21 protein-coding genes are annotated in these 17,801 nt (G+C 51.1%); 11 read left to right on the forward strand and 10 right to left on the reverse strand.

All coding sequences use genetic code 11. The annotated features are described in order from the left end of the window. Positions 1-483: 483 nt before the first annotated feature. From ACT3RU_RS08920 to flgA, 3 genes are all read right to left on the reverse strand, one after another. A complete protein-coding gene (locus ACT3RU_RS08920) occupies positions 484-933 on the reverse strand; it encodes a flagella synthesis protein FlgN (RefSeq protein ID WP_192527247.1) in 450 nt (149 codons plus the stop codon). Positions 934-944: 11 nt separating this feature from the next. After that, on the reverse strand, positions 945-1,211 hold the full coding sequence (gene flgM, locus ACT3RU_RS08925) for a flagellar biosynthesis anti-sigma factor FlgM (RefSeq protein ID WP_192527248.1): 267 nt from the start codon (positions 1,209-1,211) through the stop codon (positions 945-947). 85 nt (positions 1,212-1,296) lie between these two features. Then, positions 1,297-1,944, reverse strand: coding sequence for a flagellar basal body P-ring formation chaperone FlgA (gene flgA / locus ACT3RU_RS08930; protein ID WP_412767834.1), 648 nt, complete (start codon positions 1,942-1,944; stop codon positions 1,297-1,299). A 252-nt stretch (positions 1,945-2,196) separates the two neighbouring features. Between flgA and flgB the strand changes: the two genes are divergently transcribed. The 11 genes from flgB to flgL all read left to right on the forward strand — a co-directional run bounded on the left by flgB (position 2,197) and on the right by flgL (position 13,243). Next, the gene (gene flgB, locus ACT3RU_RS08935) at positions 2,197-2,628 is read left to right on the forward strand and encodes a flagellar basal body rod protein FlgB (RefSeq protein WP_087109121.1); all 432 of its coding nucleotides are present in this window, start codon (positions 2,197-2,199) and stop codon (positions 2,626-2,628) included. A gap of 27 nt (positions 2,629-2,655) precedes the next feature. After that, positions 2,656-3,066, forward strand: coding sequence for a flagellar basal body rod protein FlgC (flgC, locus tag ACT3RU_RS08940; RefSeq protein WP_087109119.1), 411 nt, complete (start codon positions 2,656-2,658; stop codon positions 3,064-3,066). A 2-nt stretch (positions 3,067-3,068) separates the two neighbouring features. Continuing rightward, positions 3,069-3,761 (forward strand): flagellar hook assembly protein FlgD, encoded by a 693-nt coding sequence (locus ACT3RU_RS08945; RefSeq protein WP_192527250.1) that lies wholly within the window; start codon positions 3,069-3,071, stop codon positions 3,759-3,761. A gap of 36 nt (positions 3,762-3,797) precedes the next feature. Further along, positions 3,798-5,504, forward strand: coding sequence for a flagellar hook protein FlgE (locus ACT3RU_RS08950; protein ID WP_192527251.1), 1,707 nt, complete (start codon positions 3,798-3,800; stop codon positions 5,502-5,504). Positions 5,505-5,535: 31 nt separating this feature from the next. Beyond that, positions 5,536-6,294 (forward strand): flagellar basal body rod protein FlgF, encoded by a 759-nt coding sequence (locus tag ACT3RU_RS08955; protein WP_192527252.1) that lies wholly within the window; start codon positions 5,536-5,538, stop codon positions 6,292-6,294. A 33-nt stretch (positions 6,295-6,327) separates the two neighbouring features. After that, complete coding sequence (gene flgG, locus ACT3RU_RS08960) at positions 6,328-7,110, forward strand: flagellar basal-body rod protein FlgG (protein WP_192527253.1); 783 nt, start codon at positions 6,328-6,330, stop codon at positions 7,108-7,110. 25 nt (positions 7,111-7,135) lie between these two features. Then, complete coding sequence (locus tag ACT3RU_RS08965) at positions 7,136-7,825, forward strand: flagellar basal body L-ring protein FlgH (RefSeq protein ID WP_192527254.1); 690 nt, start codon at positions 7,136-7,138, stop codon at positions 7,823-7,825. A gap of 46 nt (positions 7,826-7,871) precedes the next feature. Beyond that, positions 7,872-9,002, forward strand: coding sequence for a flagellar basal body P-ring protein FlgI (locus ACT3RU_RS08970; RefSeq protein ID WP_192527255.1), 1,131 nt, complete (start codon positions 7,872-7,874; stop codon positions 9,000-9,002). Next, positions 9,002-10,021: a flagellar assembly peptidoglycan hydrolase FlgJ gene (gene flgJ / locus ACT3RU_RS08975; protein ID WP_192527256.1), complete on the forward strand. Its 1,020-nt coding sequence runs from the start codon at positions 9,002-9,004 to the stop codon at positions 10,019-10,021. Before ACT3RU_RS08970 ends, flgJ begins: the two co-directional genes overlap by 1 nt. Before the next feature lie 62 nt (positions 10,022-10,083). Next, entirely contained in the window at positions 10,084-12,003 is a 1,920-nt protein-coding gene (gene flgK / locus ACT3RU_RS08980; protein ID WP_192527257.1) for a flagellar hook-associated protein FlgK, read from the forward strand. A gap of 16 nt (positions 12,004-12,019) precedes the next feature. After that, a complete protein-coding gene (gene flgL, locus ACT3RU_RS08985; RefSeq protein WP_192527258.1) occupies positions 12,020-13,243 on the forward strand; it encodes a flagellar hook-associated protein FlgL in 1,224 nt (407 codons plus the stop codon). A gap of 74 nt (positions 13,244-13,317) precedes the next feature. Here the strand turns inward: flgL and fliR are convergent, their stop codons facing one another. The 7 genes from fliR to fliL form a co-directional block, all read right to left on the reverse strand. Continuing rightward, on the reverse strand, positions 13,318-14,109 hold the full coding sequence (fliR, locus tag ACT3RU_RS08990; protein ID WP_192527259.1) for a flagellar biosynthetic protein FliR: 792 nt from the start codon (positions 14,107-14,109) through the stop codon (positions 13,318-13,320). Positions 14,110-14,113: 4 nt separating this feature from the next. Then, entirely contained in the window at positions 14,114-14,383 is a 270-nt protein-coding gene (gene fliQ / locus ACT3RU_RS08995) for a flagellar biosynthesis protein FliQ (protein ID WP_087109097.1), read from the reverse strand. A 27-nt stretch (positions 14,384-14,410) separates the two neighbouring features. Then, a complete protein-coding gene (gene fliP / locus ACT3RU_RS09000; RefSeq protein WP_318779691.1) occupies positions 14,411-15,115 on the reverse strand; it encodes a flagellar type III secretion system pore protein FliP in 705 nt (234 codons plus the stop codon). A gap of 71 nt (positions 15,116-15,186) precedes the next feature. Then, a complete protein-coding gene (gene fliO / locus ACT3RU_RS09005) occupies positions 15,187-15,624 on the reverse strand; it encodes a flagellar biosynthetic protein FliO (protein WP_192527261.1) in 438 nt (145 codons plus the stop codon). Next, a complete protein-coding gene (fliN, locus tag ACT3RU_RS09010; RefSeq protein ID WP_192527262.1) occupies positions 15,621-16,139 on the reverse strand; it encodes a flagellar motor switch protein FliN in 519 nt (172 codons plus the stop codon). Before fliN ends, fliO begins: the two co-directional genes overlap by 4 nt. Then, the gene (fliM, locus tag ACT3RU_RS09015; protein ID WP_192527263.1) at positions 16,136-17,191 is read right to left on the reverse strand and encodes a flagellar motor switch protein FliM; all 1,056 of its coding nucleotides are present in this window, start codon (positions 17,189-17,191) and stop codon (positions 16,136-16,138) included. The genes fliN and fliM overlap by 4 nt, the downstream gene beginning before the upstream one ends. Positions 17,192-17,211: 20 nt before the next feature. Beyond that, the gene (gene fliL / locus ACT3RU_RS09020) at positions 17,212-17,688 is read right to left on the reverse strand and encodes a flagellar basal body-associated protein FliL (RefSeq protein ID WP_192527264.1); all 477 of its coding nucleotides are present in this window, start codon (positions 17,686-17,688) and stop codon (positions 17,212-17,214) included. Positions 17,689-17,801: the final 113 nt, after the last annotated feature.

Consider the following 17,801-nt stretch of genomic DNA (forward strand, 5'->3'; position numbering starts at 1 on the left):
TCCCCCGGGGCTCAGCCCTCGGGGGATTTTTTATGCGTGTAAGAAAAGTAGGACCAATTACCATTCAATAGATTTTCTTTCCCAATCCCAAAAGCTGCCAGTATCGGCAGGTGTGAAAGCATTTACGTGCATGAGGTCTGCAGGCTACCCATCATTAATTGATCCAGACGTTTTTCAGGCGGTAGGGACAGAGAGTATCGCCATGCAGTAAGTCAATGGCATTGAAAAAGAAGTAGACAGGCTATCCCTTTAGCTGCTTCTGTAAAGCAAGGTGGCCTTCTTCAGTTGTTACATCCAGGATGGGGAAAATTACGCAGCTAACATGCGTGGTGCATTGAGGCTAAAAGCCCATTCACTACGGCATGACCGGTGCTGCCGTTGGTCCTGGCAATCAGAGCGGTATAACGTTCGGACAACTGAGCCAGTAATAAAAAGGTAGGCTTTATTGAAGTTGTAGAAGGGATACTTGTCTAAAGGGAATAACTAAGCGGATGCGTTGATCCTTCCTGACTGCGCGCTATTACGCCCATCAGGTTTATAGAGTGTTTTTTCCGCAATTCGGCGTATATAGTCCAGCATTTCCTGATTGTGCTTCATGCGTACCGACAGCATTTGGCCGGTTAGTTCATTCATACGCGCAACACGTTCGCTCTTTTCGAGTAGCGTTTCCCAAGCCGTTTGACAGCCAGCATCACGAGCAGCCAAACGTGCCCCGTTGGCGTTGTCTTCATAGCCAAGTCGCTTTTGAATATTGCGGCGTAGCGTTTCAATGCGCTCTATATCGGCCAGCAGCGCTTGTTTACCTTCTGCTGTATCGGCAAGCGCTTTTCCGTCAATGTCACCCTGCGTTAAGAGTGTTTGCTCGTTTGATAATAGCGCCACTAGCTCATCAATACGCTGCTGCTGGTCGGAAAGCAAGCGGGCAAGACTCATAATACGCTACCTTATAACTCTGAAAGATTGGCAATCAAGCCATCTGCAATACGGTCAGCCCGCATTTCGAGGCGGCCCTCACGAATGGCATCGCGAATCTCTTGAACTTTTACCATATCGATATCCTGCGTATCATCGAAATGAGAATGGCTAAGCTGAGTAGATTCACGCGTTTGACCGGCGACTTCAGCCGCCTTGGGCCCGCCCATCTTTTGTGTTTCATCACGTTGCTGCGCTTGGTTCGAGCGTAACAATGAATTGAGGTTATCAATGTTCACGTTGTATGCCTTATGGTCAACGTCTGTGTATTCGGCGTCAGTGATAACAACTATCGGCCCTGGTGGTTAAAACTTTAGACCAGATCTAAAAATCCACCACTAAAATGCCTTGTTCATTAATTCGTGCCGTTACTATTTCACGGGTATCAAAGCGCACGCGAACCTGGTCTCCTACCCCTCCGCTTTCCAGCACTTCTCCCTCGCGTGAAACGCGAAAAGCATTGCCTTGAGCGATGACCATAACCCGCTGACCGCGCTCAACAACTGAAGGCGTTTGTAAGAAGTGCGTTAAAAAGGTACTGCCACTTCGAATCTGCCGCTGAGCAACCTTGCCAACAATTTCTTCTTCATTGGTTAGGGCTTGCGACGACAGCTTCCCCAAATTGCCACTTTGCTCAACGAGCATATCAGGGGTAATCAGTGTGCCACGATTAATATCGTGCTGCGCCACCCAGTAGTTGCCAATAACATCAATTTGGGCCTGTAAATAGCGCACTTGCTGATGTGTTTCACCGCAGCGAACGCCTACCGAAACACGCCCTAAAGGTGATTGACCCGCATTGGGCAAAAAAGGTTCCGGCTGAACGCAGGGCGGTAAGTGAGGAGAAGGGGGGCGCACGTCGATGACCACCTCCTCTCCTAGAGGCTGCGTTTGTTGATACAAGAACTGATGCACTTGCTGCATGAGCGCATCGTCTGCCTGTGCGCTTGAGAAACACGCCAAACAGACCACCAGTGAAAAATAGCGCGTGAACACTGCTGAGAAGCAACGTTTTATGTGCAGCGGATGTGACATGGCGGGGCAGCTCAGCAGGCGGGGGATAACGAGATTTAGTCAGTAAGTGTAGCGAAAAAGAAGTAGATGAAACAGACGAAATGCTGGTGTAAACGCTAGCTGTTCCATGCTTTGGGCTGACAGCCGTAAGCGTATTCTTCACCATCGATAAATTTAATTTTTTTGCCTCCCGGCGAGCGAGGGCGCGGCATGCTTGATCAACTAGAATCTGCCTTTAACTACCACCAGCAGGCATTAGGCTTGCGTCAATCGCGTCATGAAGTGCTGGCCGCTAATATTGCGAATGCCGACACGCCAAATTATAAGGCGCGGGACATTGATTTTGCCAACGAGCTTAAAAAAGCCGTTGACGGTGGCGTTTCACAACAGGGCAGCCAAGGGGGGTTAACGCTCGCTCGGACGTCTGGACAGCATTTGGCCGGTGCCGGGCCTGCTTGGCAAGGCGCCGGTAATGCGGCGTTACTGTACCGAATTCCTTCCCAGCCGAGTCTGGACGGCAATACGGTTGAGATGGATCGCGAGCGTACTCAGTTTGCTGATAATGCCGTGCGTTACCAAGCGGCGCTTACGATCATGAATCGCCGTATCCAGGGTCTAAAAAACGCAATGCAGCCTGAGTAGGCCAGCAAACTGCGTAGGAGATAAATGATGTCGATGTTTTCAGCGTTTGATGTTGCTGGCTCTGCCATGAGTGCTCAATCCCAGCGAATGAACGTCACCGCCAGCAATATGGCCAACGCCGATAGTATTGCCGGGCCTGATGGTGAAACATACCGCGCGAAACACGTGATGTTTGAAGCGCAGGCACAAAACACCCGTTTTGGTATTGGTGGCGTGAGAGTCTCCGACATTGTGGAAGACGACTCACCGCTGCGTCTGGAATACATGCCCAATCATCCCGCAGCTGATGAAGAGGGCTATGTGGCCAAGCCCAATGTAGAGCCTGTGCATGAAATGGTGAATATGATTTCCGCGTCCCGCTCTTATCAGGCGAACGTAGAGGTATTCAATACCACAAAACAGATGATGATGCAGACGCTGTCACTGGGTGAGGGGTAATCATGAGTAGTATCGATACGAGTGTTGTTAATAGTATTAACAGCGGTGGCTCTAACGGTCTATCGGCTCGCCAGTCAGACGAGCTTCGCAATAGCTTTATGACCCTGCTGGTCACCCAGTTACAGAACCAGGATCCGCTGAATCCAATGGAAAACGCGGAAATGACCTCGCAGCTGGCGCAAATCAACACGGTAAGTGGCATTGAAGAGCTGAATAGCACACTTGAAGGTATTACCAGCCAAATGGATGCCAATCAGGCGTTACAGGCCGCAGGATTGATTGATAAGGCTGTATTGGTGCCTGGCAATAACGTGATGGTCAGTGTTGACGAAGAAAGTGGCTCTTACGCGACACCATTTGGTATTGAGCTGGATAGCGCTGCTGAAAATGTTGAGGTAACCGTAGTCAGCAAAGCAGGCGAGGTAGTTTATACCAAGGATCTCGGTGCTGTTGCTGCAGGTGTCGAATCCTTTAGCTGGGGTGGCTTAACCAACGATGGCGTGGCAGTGCCGGAAGGTGCCTACCGCGTTAACTTCAAGGCGATGAATGCAGACGGTGAACTTCTTGAGTCACGAGCGCTTAACTATGCGCTGGTACAAGGGGTATCGCCAGGAGCTGGTGGCAGTGATGTTCGCCTGGATTTGGGAGCTGTTTATGGCCAAGTGGCTCTTGATCAAATTAAACAAATTCTTTGATTATTCGCTAAACAATATCTTTTTCAGGGGAACATCATGAGCTTTTCACAAGCACTTAGTGGTCTGAACGCTCAGCGTGAGAAATTAGGCGCGATCGGTAACAACATTGCTAACTCGCAGACAGTCGGTTTTAAAAGTTCAAATGTACAATTTGCCGACGTATTTGCTGAATCACGCATAGGGCTTGGTGTACGCACATCTGCCGTATTGCAAGATTTTACCCAAGGCAATGTTGAGTCTTCATCACGTAATATGGACTTGGCCATTTCAGGGGAAGGATTCTTCCGCTTTCAGCAGCCTAACGGAGAAGTAGGCTACTCGCGTAACGGTCAGCTTACGATGACAGCCGATGGCCGCTTGGTAAACGCTCAGGGTGCGCAAATCATGGGCTATGCAGCTGATGCTAATGGTAACGTGCAGGCGGGTGGCCAGGCTGTTGGGCTAACGGTGGATTCGGACGCGTTGCCAGCAAAATCAACAACCGCTGTTGAAAACGTTCTTAACCTGGACTCTCGTGAACAAGTAGGAGAAGGGCTTAATACAATTACAGTTGGCGAAAACGAGATTGACTACCACTTCACAACTAACTTTACGGTCTACGATTCATTAGGCAACCCATTTAATATCAACGTTTATTACGAAAAAGTTGGAAGCCCAGACGGTAGTAATCAGAATGTCTGGGAAGCTAAAGTAGTTTCCGGTAATGAATATAACGAAGAGAACAATTTTCTCGTAGAGTTTAATCAAAATGGTGTGCTTACATCAGTGCGAGAGGTTACGGACCAGTACTTGGCGGCTCAAGCTAACCTGAGTAGCACCCAAGCTGCTTTTGATGAAAATCAAACAGCTCTCAATACACAGCTCACAAGCGTTCGAAGTCAGTTAGATGAAGCAAAAGCCTATCTTTCTGGGCTTATCTCTTCTGGTGATGTAGACGATACTGAGTCCGATATAATCGCGTTGCAAGATGCTATCGAGGATGTTGAATCAGACTTGGCCGCCGCAGAGTCAGCCATAGCTAGTGGAAGCCCTGTGATCACTGATTTACCTGATAGTTTAACGGCGCTTACCGCTGCAAGTGACGCCGTTGACACTACTAATAATCCAGATTTTGACAATGCTCTATTCAATGGTCAGTTAGCTGACTTAGCTACAGATATTCCTGGTGGCGTCACGGATTACGAAGCTAGCAGGACGGAATTAGAAACTGCTCAGACAGCATTAGCAGCAGAATTTAATAATTTGCCGCGCCAGGACAGCCAAACTCAAATCTCTCTAAATATCAATAGCGGTGCTGCCTCGCCACTTGCCTTTAATTATGATCTTGGCGGCACTACGCAATTCGGTAATGACTCTACTGCAACTGATGTAACGCAGGATGGCTACACGTCCGGTGCCTTGGTCGGCATTACTATCCAGGATGATGGCACCATTATGCGCAATTACTCTAATGAGCAATCGCTTGCTGCGGGCCAAGTAGCTATGGCGAGTTTTCGTAATCCAGAAGGGTTGAAGCCAGGCGGCGATAACCTTTGGACGGCCACAGCCTCCTCTGGTCAGGAACTGGTGGGCGCTCCAGGGACAGGAATGCGAGGCTTAATACAAGCTGGCGCCACTGAAACCTCCAACGTTGATATGGCCCAGGAACTGGTGAGTATGATTGTCGCTCAGCGCGCCTATCAAGCCAACTCACAAACCATCAGCACCCAGGATGAGCTCCTGCAAACCATTATTAACCTTTAATAATGGGCTTTTCGTGTAAGGAGTAAATCACTTGGATCGGATGCTATATACCGCCATGAGCGGTGCTAAAAACGCCATGGATCAGCAGTCGGTGGTCAGCAACAACTTGGCGAACGTGACCACCACCGGCTTTCGTGCGCAGCTTCAGGCCGCGCGCTCGGTGCCCGTTCAAGGCGAAGCGTTCTTGGCGACGCGTACGTCAGTCATGACCACCACGCCGGGGAGTGATTTTTCACAAGGGCCGGTTGAGTTTACCGGACGTGCGCTGGATATCGCGATGCAGGGTGATGCCTGGGTGGCGGTGTTAGCCGATGACGGTACGGAAACCTACACACGCCGTGGCGACCTGCAGTTGGATAGCGATGGTGTTCTGCTCAACGTAGGCCGCCCTGTGATGGGCGATGGTGGTCCTATTGCGGTGCCTCAAGGGGCGCAGGTATCCATCGGCGCCGATGGCACGATTAGCGCTATTCCTGAAGGCGAGGGCCCGGAAGCGCTCGTTGATGTTGGTCGGATCAAATTGGTAACTCCAAACGATCAGTTACTGACGCGCGGTGATGATGGCTTATTTCGTGCTCCGCTCAATGACGCGGGAGAACCTGGCATACTACCAGGAAACGAGGATGCCCGTTTGGTCAGCGGTGCGCTTGAAGGCAGTAATGTCAGCGCTGTGGATGCCATGGTCGCGATGATTGATGTCGCTCGGCGTTACGATATGCAAATGAAAGTGCTCAGCACCGTTGATGAGAATGCTCAGCGGGCCAACAGCATGCTCTCTATTCAGGGCTGATAGCAGCCGCCTAACAAGGGAACACGAACACTCATGATTACTTCTTTGTGGACTGCTAAAACCGGGCTTGAGTCTCAGCAAACGAAATTGGATGTTATATCCAATAACCTGGCCAACGTTAGCACCAATGGCTTTAAGCGTTCGCGCCCTGTGTTTGAAGATTTGTTGTACCAGAATATGCGCCAGCCAGGTGCACAGAACAATATCCAGGACCGACTGCCTTCAGGTATGCAGGTCGGTACCGGCGTTCGCGCCGTGGCAACCGAGCGTTTACATACTCAAGGTGGCCTGGAGCAAACCGAAAACTCACGTGACCTTGCCATCAACGGTGAAGGTTTTTTCCAAGTGTTGTTGCCTGATGGTACGAGTGGCTATACCCGGGATGGAAGCTTCCAGCTCAACGAAAATGGTCAGATGGTGACGGCGAACGGCTACCCGCTGGAGCCAGCTATTTTTGTGCCGGAAAATGCCTTGGCTGTGACTATCGCTGAAGATGGTACGGTAAGTGTTCGTCAGCCAGGCGTTGCGATAGACAACGATATTGGCCAAGTCACGCTGACATCGTTTATTAATCCCGCTGGTTTAGAAAGCATAGGTGGAAACCTTTACTTGGAAACCGGTGCCTCCGGTGCTCCCAATGAAAATATACCGGGTATTAACGGTGCCGGGCGCTTGTTCCAAGGCTACGTCGAGACCTCGAACGTGAACGTTGTGGAAGAGATGGTTAGCATGATCCAAACCCAGCGCGCGTATGAGATTAACAGCAAAGCCGTATCTACCAGCGATGAAATGTTGGCACGTTTGAGCCAGCTATAAAGAGCGCGTTGAGGTTTATTGAACCATGCGGGATTTTTACCATGTTAGCCGTCAGCTAAGCATTATTGCTTTGCTGTTTTTTACCTTACTGGCGGCCGGCTGTGCCCAGATACCCCGCGCCTCAGTAGTGGGTGAACAAGAGCAGATTGAAATTGTGGATCGCCCACCGCCTATTCCCAATGGCTCAATTTACCAAGCCCGGCAAGGCTATCAGCCGCTTTTTGAAGACCGTCGACCAAGAGCAATGGGGGACATTCTCACCATCGTGTTGGATGAGCAGGTAAGCGCCAGCAAAAATGCGCGTACAAATGCGTCGCGTAACGGCAGCGCATCGCTGGATCTTGCCCAGTTGCCTGATGTACTCGACACCCTGGCTGAATATGGTTTCGATATTGCCGGGGCCAGCGATTTTAACGGCGGTGGCGGCGCGCAAGCGAACAACTCGTTTACTGGTACCATTACCGTCTCGGTTTTAGAAGTCATGAATAACGGTAACTTGCGTGTTAGGGGCGAAAAGCAGATCGCTATTAACCAAGGGACCGAGTTCATACGTTTTTCAGGTGTCGTGAATCCACGTACGATTACCACCCAGAATACGGTGCCTTCCACGCAGGTAGCGGATGCGCGGATAGAGTATGTGGGGGATGGCTATATTAATGAAGCTCAGCACATGGGGTGGCTGCAGCGCTTTTTCTTGAATATTTCGCCCTTCTAATGGTACCTGGAATGGCTAAACAACTTAGTGGCCTAGAGTGATCGTCATGCAGCTAAACGGTTTTCGATTAATTAAAATGCGGCTGGCGCAACTGGGTGCACTGCTACTTATGTGCCTACTTGCTTTACCCGTTTATGCCGAGCGCGTGATTGAGCTAGCCAGTTTTGCAGGCGTGCGCGATAACCAATTGGTGGGCTATGGCTTGGTGGTCGGGCTGGATAACACGGGTGACCAAACAACCCAGGCCCCCTTTACCAGCCAAAGCCTCTCCAACATGCTGTCTCAGCTCGGCGTGACTATTCCACCAGGCACCAATATGCAGCTACGTAACGTAGCGGCGGTAATGGTGACCGCAGATTTACCGCCTTTTGCGCGTCCAGGTCAGCGTGTGGATATTGTGGTTTCATCTATTGCCAACGCGCGTAGCCTACGCGGGGGGACGCTATTGATGACACCGTTAAAAGGTGCGGATGGCGATATCTACGCGATTGCTCAAGGCAATATGCTGGTAGGCGGTGCGGGCGCCCAGGCAGGCGGTAGCAGCGTACAGATTAACCAGCAGGCAGCGGGTCGTATCCCCGGCGGCGCCCTGGTTGAGCGTGAAGTAGCACTTAATCTGGGCGGCAACGGCGGGATGCTTGAGCTGCAATTAAATGAAGTGGACTTCGGTACTGTGCAGCGTATGGTGGCCGCGATTAATAACGAATTTGGCCAATCGGTGGCCTATGCCCGTAATGGGCGTGTCATTGCGCTGGATGGCCCTGTCGATGCTAACGCGCGGGTCAACTTTATGGCACGCGTAGAGAACGTTCAGGTAACACCCACCGAAGCGCCGGCCAGAGTGGTATTAAATTCGCGTACTGGTTCCGTGGTAATGAACAGTGCTGTGACGTTACGCCAAGCGGCAGTCGCCCACGGGAGCTTATCAATCACCATCGATAGAAACCTGGGTGTGAGCCAGCCAGGCCCGTTTAGTCAGGGCCAAACCGTTGTGGTACCGGATACGGACATCGATATTGAGCAGCAGGAAGCGTATCTACAAATCGTAGAGGGTGCTCAGCTTACGGACGTGGTTAATGCGCTGAATGCCTTGGGGGCGACACCTCAGGATTTGATGACGATTCTTGAGGCGTTAAAAGCGTCTGGGTCGCTGCGTGCCGAGCTGGAGGTGATTTAATGAGCGTCTCTAATGATATGACCGGCCAGTTTGCGTTAGACGTTCAGGGTTTTCAGCGATTGCAGCATACGGCGCGCGTCGACCCGGAAGCGGGAGTAGACTCAGCCGCCCAACAGTTTGAAGCGCTCTTTGTGCATATGATGATGAAGAGCATGCGTGACGCTATTCCCTCTTCAGATCTGATGAGTAGCACGACGACTGATACCTATCAGCAGATGCTGGACCAGCAGTGGTCGCAGGTCATTGCATCCAAAGGAATAGGCCTGGCAGATGTACTGGTCGAGCAGCTTCAGCGCCAAGGTGTGGTGGGCGAAGAAAATGTGGCCGACCAAGAACTACAAGCGCTCATTGCCGGTATTCCACGTGGCACTCCACGTGTGCTGGATGGCGCCATACAGCCGCAAGGAGAGCACCCTTCTAACTCTCCGGGAAGCGGTCGCTTTCTGTCAGAGCTGGATGCGATACGCAAGCGTGCTGACGTTGGTGAGCAGGCATCACTTGGCATGTCTGGCGCTAATAACAACGCGCCAGAGCATGTGCAGCGCTTTATCGATAAATTGGCGGTTCCCGCTCAAGCTGCCAGTAAAGCAAGCGGTGTTCCCGCCGAGTTGATATTAGCACAGGCAGCCCTGGAAACTGGCTGGGGGCAGCATGAAATAGCCACCCGTCAGGGAGGCAACAGCCATAACCTGTTCGGGATTAAAGCGGGTAGCCATTGGCAGGGTAAAACCACCGATATTGTGACGCATGAATATATTAACGGGCGCCGCACACAGGTGGTTGATACGTTCCGTGTCTATGATTCGTTTGAGCATTCGCTTACCGATTATGCCAACCTGATCGGCAAAAATTCGCGTTACGCAGCGGTGGTGCAGGCGTCCAGTGCCGAGCAGGCCGCGCATGCGTTGCAGCGAGGCGGCTATGCCACAGACCCGCGCTACGCCCAAAAGCTGATAGCCGTTATGAATACCATGGGGTCGCTAACAACAGAGAGCACCTACCTGGCGGATTCGCGCTAGGTAGGGCTTAAGTTTTTTAGGGTGCTGCCGATATATTAGGTATCGGCCTAAGGATATCAACCATGAGCATGTTTTCTGTTGGCTTAAGCGGCCTTAATGCTGCCCAGAATGCCTTAAACACCACCAGTAATAACATCAGCAATGTTTACACGCCGGGCTACAACCGTGAACTCACTCAGCTGGGTGAGGGCAATGTAGGCGGTGGTGTGAAAGTGGATGCCATTGAGCGACAGTTTAATACCTACGTCGCTAATCAGCTTAATAGCGCGAAGACACAATCGAGTGCGCTTGAGACCTATAACAATCAGGTCTCGCAAATCGATAACCTGCTGGCCGACCGAGCCGCTGGTTTGGCGCCGCTGATGCAGGGCTTCTTTTCTTCGCTTGAAGACCTGGCAAGCTCGCCGTCTGACCCGGCAGCTCGTCAAGGGGTGCTTGGAACAGCAAGCACATTAAGTGCTCAGTTTCGATCCTTTGATGGCTATCTGCAGGATATGCAGAGCAATATTAATAGCCAAATCAAGGATGAAGTTACCCAAATTAATAACTCGCTTGAGCAGATTGCGGGGCTGAATAAAGAAATTTCTCTGGCGCGTGCGCGTACGGGGGATGCGCCTAATAGCCTGCTTAACCAGCGCGATCATCTGGTTTCTAAGCTTAACGAGCGAATGGATCTGCGCCTGAATATTCAGGACGGTAAAACCTATAACATTAGCCTTCCCAACGGCCAGCCGCTCGTGACGGGTACAGACTCCTTTAAACTCGAGGCTGTACAGGCTGACAACGACCCACAACGCACCATAGTTGGCTATCGCGATGGTAGTGGTAACGTTGTAAAGTTAAATGAGTCAACGATAAAAGGCGGTACGCTGGGCGGACTAATGGCGTTTCGTTCCGAGACGTTGGATAAAACGCAGAACCAGATTGGTCAGCTGGCTGTTTCGCTCTCGGTTGCTTTTAACGATCAGCATAAAAAGGGTGTGGACCTGGATGGCGAATTGGGTGGGGACTTCTTTGAACTAAGTAAGCCGCTAGGATACAGCTATAAAGGCAATGCCTCTGAAATAGCATCCGTTGAATTCGATACGGATAATATTGATGAGCTACGCGCTACAGACTACACCATCAGTTATCGCAATGACGCGTTTAGCGTGACACGTAATGACAGTGGTGACGAGGTGGACTTCACATTGGATGGCGGAGTACTGTCCTTTGGTGGCGTTAATGTTGCCTTTGAGAGTACGCCACAGAATGGCGATAAGTTCGAAATTCAGCCTGTTCGTCGCGCCGGCCAGGATATGAAGGTGGCGATTACGGACGGGGATAAAATAGCCGCAGGTGATGCAGGCTTAGACGGTGAAGAAGGCAGTTCTCTTACTTCATTTAAACACTCGGGTGATTTAGCCGTTGATGATCTGAAGATGTCGCCAGGGGCGTTCTCTAACCATAAAGAGTATACGTTAACGCTGGATTCAGAGGGTGCGCTAAAGGTAGAGCCAGCGGGGGCAACGGTCCGCGTTGATGGTCAGCCGTTTGATGTGGATAGCAGTGAATTAGAGGAAGGCCAAGCGGTTGAAATTGATGGGATGAGCTTTACACTTTCCTCACGTCCTGCCGATGGTGAAACGGCGACGTTAACGGTTGCTCAAAACATTATCGCGGCCTCGGGTGATAACCGTAACGCATTGGCTTTGCAAAAGTTGCAGAGTGAAGCTGTGGTAGGAGGCTCAGCCTCCGTTAGTTCTGCCTACGCCTCCATTGTGAGTGATGTGGGTAACCGTGCCAATATTACTCAAGTCAACCTGGATGCGCGTCAAGGACTAACCGATCAGCTGCGTGCGGTGCAGCAGTCTGAGTCTGGTGTAAACCTGGACGAAGAGGCTGCCAATCTGATTCGCTACCAGCAGTACTATATGGCCAACGCACGTGTTATTGATACGGCTGGCTCGATTATGGACACTATCTTGAACCTGCGCGGTTAATCCAGGAGTCTAGGCTATGCGTATTAGCAGCGTAACGATGTTTGAGCAAAGCACGGCCTCCATGAATCGCCAGCAAAGTGATTTCTTAAAGGTGAGTCAGCAACTCGCCAGTGGTCGTAGGGTAGTCAACCCCTCGGATGACCCGCAGGCGGCCTCACGTGCGGTGGGCGTTGATCAGTCAATCTCTATTACTGAGCAATACGCTGATTCGCGTGTCTCGGCTCGCAACTCAGTAGCACAAACAGAGAGTATCCTCAATAGCGTGAGCGATGCGGTAATCCGCGCAAAAGAGCTGCTCATCCAAGCCTCTAGCGATACGCTTAGCGATGTGGACCGTGAGTCGGTTGCCAGTGAATTAAAAGGCGTTTACGAAACGCTCATCGGTCAGGCAAATGCGACCGATGGTAATGGCCGTTATCTATTTGGCGGTTACAAGGACAATGCGCCTCCGTTTGCTAAAAATGCAGAAGGCAGCGTTGAATATAATGGTGATGCGAATAGTCGCCAGCAGCAAGTTGATTCCTCCCGATTAATGCCGGTGACTGAAAATGGTAAAACCATTTTCCAGAGTGTGCCAAGTAGTGCTAGCTACGTGGCGAAAGCAGCGCCGGGAAATGATGGCAGTGTGACTTTTTCGGGCCCTAACATTAAAGATGTCACCAATGATGATTATGGGCAGGCATTCACCGTCGAGTTCAACGTCGATGATGATAGCGGTGATATTGCTTACACGGTAACGGGGACTGACGGCGAGATTGAAACCGGCGAATATGTTGGCGATGGGCAACAGCTATCGTTTGGCGGCATCAGCATTACCCTTACCGGGGAACCGGCAGACGGCGACGAAATTTCCATGGCCCGCCCAGGCACTCCAGAACAGCCTGCAGATCTCTTTAAGACCCTGGAAGCGGCGATTGGCGTGCTTGAAAATCCCGCACAAACGGATACCGAAAAAGCGGCTATGCGTAACACCTTAAATAGCTCGATGCGCGAACTGGATAACGCATTGGATAACGTGTTGACCGTGCGTGCCTCTGCAGGCGCACGTCTTAATGAGTTGGACGTTATTGATGCGGTGGGCAGTAACCGCATGATGAACTATACGCAAACGCTGTCGGATCTAGTAGATCTGGATTATGTGGAGGCTATTTCTGAGTATAGCCTGCGCCAGGTGGGCATGCAGGCCGCGCAGAAGACGTTTGTGGATGTTAAGGGCTTGTCACTGTTTAACTATATGTAAAAACAGGTAAGAGCATGATATTAGCCCTGTCACGGTTATTTACCGTAACAGGGCTTTTTAGTTTATAGGCGCTGTTAGTTTAAAGGAGCCATGGCTTCTATCAGGTTTTGCATCATTCCCAGCCCTTGGCTAAAGAGGGCCTGTAGAAAACGGTCAATACGCGTCATTAAGACCATCAAGAGCGTTAGCCCGACGGTGAGTGAGGTGGGGAAGCCAATATTGAACACGGTAAGCTGAGGGGCGGAGCGATTAAGAATACCGAGACATAGGTTGATAATCAGTAACGCGCCCACAACGGGTAGTGCTAGCAGCATGCCCGCGGCGAAGATAGTGCCTGCGTAGCGGGCCAGAAGATCGAAGGCCCCCGGGTTCAAGCCGCTTATCCCGATGGGCAGTGTCTCAAAACTCATGACCAGCGTTTCAAGCACCATTAGGTGGCCGTTAAACGCTAAAAACATTAGCAATGTGATCATATATAAAATGCGTGATAGCACCATAATATTGGTGCCGCTAGAAGCATCAAAGAACGTGGCAAACGCGAGCCCCATTTGTAAGCCAATATACTCACCGGCCGCCTGAACAACCGCAAATACAATATGCATTACCAGCCCTATGGCTAGCCCGATCACTATTTGCTCTATCATGATCCCTATGCCTGCCCAGGACATAATGGCGACATTCGGCATGGCAGGGAGAATAGGTGCAATCACAATGGTCACTAGCGCGGCGATTCCGACTTTTGCCTGGTTAGGGATACTGGAATGTCCCCACAGCGGGGAAACGGCCATAAACGCTGTAATGCGCGCAAAGGGCCATAAAAAGGCTATCAACCAGCCTTGCAGCTGAGCAAAGGTGATTTCCACCATGGCACTACATCACCATGTTGGGAATGTTGGTAAACAGTCGTGTCGTAAAATCCGTAATCAAGCTAATCAACCACGGGCCCGCCAAAACCAGAACGGCAAATACCGCCAGGATTTTAGGGATAAAGGTGAGCGTCATTTCGTTAATTTGCGTGGCCGCTTGAAAAAGGCTAACAAGTAAACCGGTAAAAAGCGCCGCCAGCAGTATGGGGCCTGCCAGAAATAGCGTGACGCGCATGCCTTGATACGCCATGCTCATTACCACCTCAGGGGTCATGCTTGCTCCTTGCCGCTGGCGCGGCACCTAGGTAACGTAAAAGCTTTGGGCGAGTGAGCCAATGATTAACTGCCAACCGTCAACCAGTATAAAAAGCATTAATTTGAACGGTAATGAAATCGTCACGGGCGGCACCATCATCATTCCCAATGCCATTAACGTGCTGGCGACCACCAGGTCGATAATCAAAAAGGGAATGAAAATAGTAAAACCGATTTGAAAGGCAGTTTTAAGCTCGCTGGTGACAAAGGCAGGCAATAACACGCGCATGGGGAGCTCTTCAGGACCTTGCAAAGGTCCTACGTCTGCCAAGCGGACGAATAGTGCTAAATCAGGTTCCCGCGTTTGGGCAAGCATAAACTCACGAAACGGTAGCTGGGCACGCAGCAAAAACTCTTCAAAATTAATCGTCTCGTTCGATAGAGGCTGCCAGGCGGTGTCATACACCTGAGAAAGAACGGGTGACATGATAAAAAAGGTTAGGAACAGCGCGATACCTAGCAGCACCTGATTGGGTGGCGTTGCCTGCGTACCCATCGCGGTTCGCAGCAGGCTCAGCACAATAATGATCCGTGTAAAGCTGGTCATCATCAGTAGCATCGCTGGCAGGAATGCCAGCGAGCTTAAAAACAGAAGTGTTTGAAGCGATAGCGACCACTGCTGACCGCCATCCTCAAGCGGTTGAGAGATAACGCCTGGCAATTGCTGTGCATGCACGGGGTTAGTCAACATACAAAGTGCGACAGCAACGCCAAACAGCAGCCAAAGCTGCCAGTAGGACCTAACGGAGTGCATCCTATGCCTCATGGTGTTTGATGTGGGTCGGTATCGGAGCCTTTACGCCGACGGTTTGCCAGCGCCTGAGAAAGCCGTTGTGCAAAAGGCGGCGAATCAGAACGAGGGGAAGGAGCAGGTCGGTCGTCAGGTGCCGGGCGCTCATGCAGCTTGGTGACTCGGCCATTACCTACTCCAAGAACCAGCCAGGTGTCTTCAATTTCGACGACGACTACGCGCTCGCGGTTGCCGACCGCCGTGCTCGTAATGACGCGTAGGTGGGCCCCCTGTTGCGGGCGAGCGTTCTGCCAGCGCTTTAAGAGTGCTGTGCAGAGTAGAATCATGGCTATAACCAATGCCAAGGCAGCGGCGGTTTTACCGAACATGGCCATGCCGATAAACGCATCGCCGCTGCTGCCTAGCGCATCGATAGTTCCATCTTGCAATGGAGAGGTGTCAGCACTCATCGGTTAAGCTTGTGAATGCGCTCAGAGGGTGTGATGATTTCGGTAATACGAATACCGTACTTGTCTTCGATAACAACGACTTCACCCTGCGCGATCAAGTAGCCGTTAATGAGGATATCCATCGGCTCGCCTGCCAACCCTTCGAGCTCAATCACCGACCCTTGGGCAAGCTCAAGCAGCTGCTTGATCGTAAGCTTCGTCCGGCCAAGTTCTACGGTCAGTTTTACCGGGATATCCATGACCATTTCAAGGTCGCGCGACTGCTTGCTTTCGTCAGCGGGACTTAGAGGCCTAAATATTTCATCGCTGGCGGATTTCGCGGCTGAAGTGTCTGGCGCTGCATCTTCAGGGGGCGGGGCCTCTTCCTCGGCGGCCTCTTGTTCAGCCATTGCTGCTGCCCAAGGATCTTCCTCGCTGGCCGTATCGGTAGCGTTTGGCGTCTCTTCTTGCTCAGACATGGCGTCCGCCCAATCGTCATCGGAGACATTTTGATCGGGTTTATTAGGATCAGTCATGCTTTGGATTCCTTGGCTTGCTGTCGCTTCGAACCTTTAATAAAGTCCAGTGACGATACGTTATTCATAGCGGCATGGTCGATCATATGGAGAACGCGCAGCGCATGCTGCTGGCGTTGGCTACCATACTCGCACTCCATGACCGGGACTCCATCAACACGAGCGGTAATCGTATCGGGAATGTCCAGCGGCAATACATCGCCTTTCTTTAGCCCCATTACCTGTGCAATACGGCTAGGTATTTGAGCGAACTCTGCCACCAGTTCTACTTCTGATTGGCGTATCTCGCTGGCCATGCGCCGGGACCAGGTGCCGTCATGGTCATGATTACTGTCGTTAATAGGATTGGTGAGCAGGTCCCGCAGAGGCTCAATCATGGCGTAGGGCATGCAAATCTGGAAATTACTTGAGAGATTGCCCACTTCAATATTGAACTTGGTGTTGACGACAATTTCGTTCGGCGAATTGGTGATGTTGGCAAACTTGGCCTGGACTTCAGAGCGCATAAAATTAACATCGACCGGATACACGACCTTCCATGCTTCCTGGTAGGCATCAATTGCCAGGTTCAGAAGGCGGTAAATAATACGCTGTTCTGTATTGGTAAATTCACGACCGTCTGATTTGGTAACAAAACGGCCATCGCCACCAAACAGATTGTCTACCACCATAAAAACAAGGTTAGGTGGGAAAACCACCAATGCCGAGCCACGTAGTGGCTTCATAGCTACCAGGTTTAAGTTGGTAGGTACTGGCACGTTACGTGAAAACTCGCTAAAGCTTTGATAACGGACGGATTCCACCGTGATGTCAGCGCTACGCCGAATCAAGTTAAACAAGCCGTTTCGGAAATAACGGGCAAATCGCTCATTAATAAAGTCGAATGCGTGTAAGCGTTCACGGATGACCCTATGTTGTGTTGAAGGGTCATAAGGGCGAATGCGCGTCTCGTTAGTTGACTGCGAAGAGGAGGGCGATGGTTCTTCATCACCACTGACGCCTTTTAGTAAGGCATCAATTTCTTCCTGGGACAGTAGATCGTCCTGCGACATGAACGGCTCCAGTGCCCGGGTTATTGCACAATAAATTCAGTAAACAGCACTTCGCGCAGATCAAGCGGCGGCTGATTTTCTGTCAGGGGCACGCCCAGGCGACTGATAATCGCTTGTGCTAGCTGCTCCTTACCTTCTATGGAGGTAAGTTCACTGGCTTGCTTGCCTGAGAGTAAAATCAGCAGACGGCTACGCACCTGAGGCATATGCTCTTCGATAATTGCTTTGCTCTCTTCATTGCCAACGCGCAGCGTAATACCTGTATACAAGAGGCGAGAACCATAGCGATCATCTGCAAGGTTGACCGTAAAAGGATCAATTCGCGTAAACACAGGCGTTTCACGCTCTGCTGGTAGCTGTGATTCGCCATCAGCACTCTTCTCATTACGCTGGTCAAGCACCATATAAATAGCTGCTGCCGCCCCTGCTGAGGAAAGGAGCACCAGAACAATCATTATCCAGAGCAGTTTTTTGGATCCGCCGCTTTTTTCAGCCATTAGTCGTTCCGTTCCCATAATCGCCACACACCACTGATTACGCATTATGCCTAATATGGCGGGCGGTGATGAAATGAACAGGCTCGCTTGGCGAGCCTATCTTTTGGTTTTGC

It is taken from the genome of Halomonas sp. TP35, from assembly GCF_052375975.1.
Taxonomy (GTDB): Bacteria; Pseudomonadota; Gammaproteobacteria; order Pseudomonadales; family Halomonadaceae; genus Vreelandella; species Vreelandella citrativorans.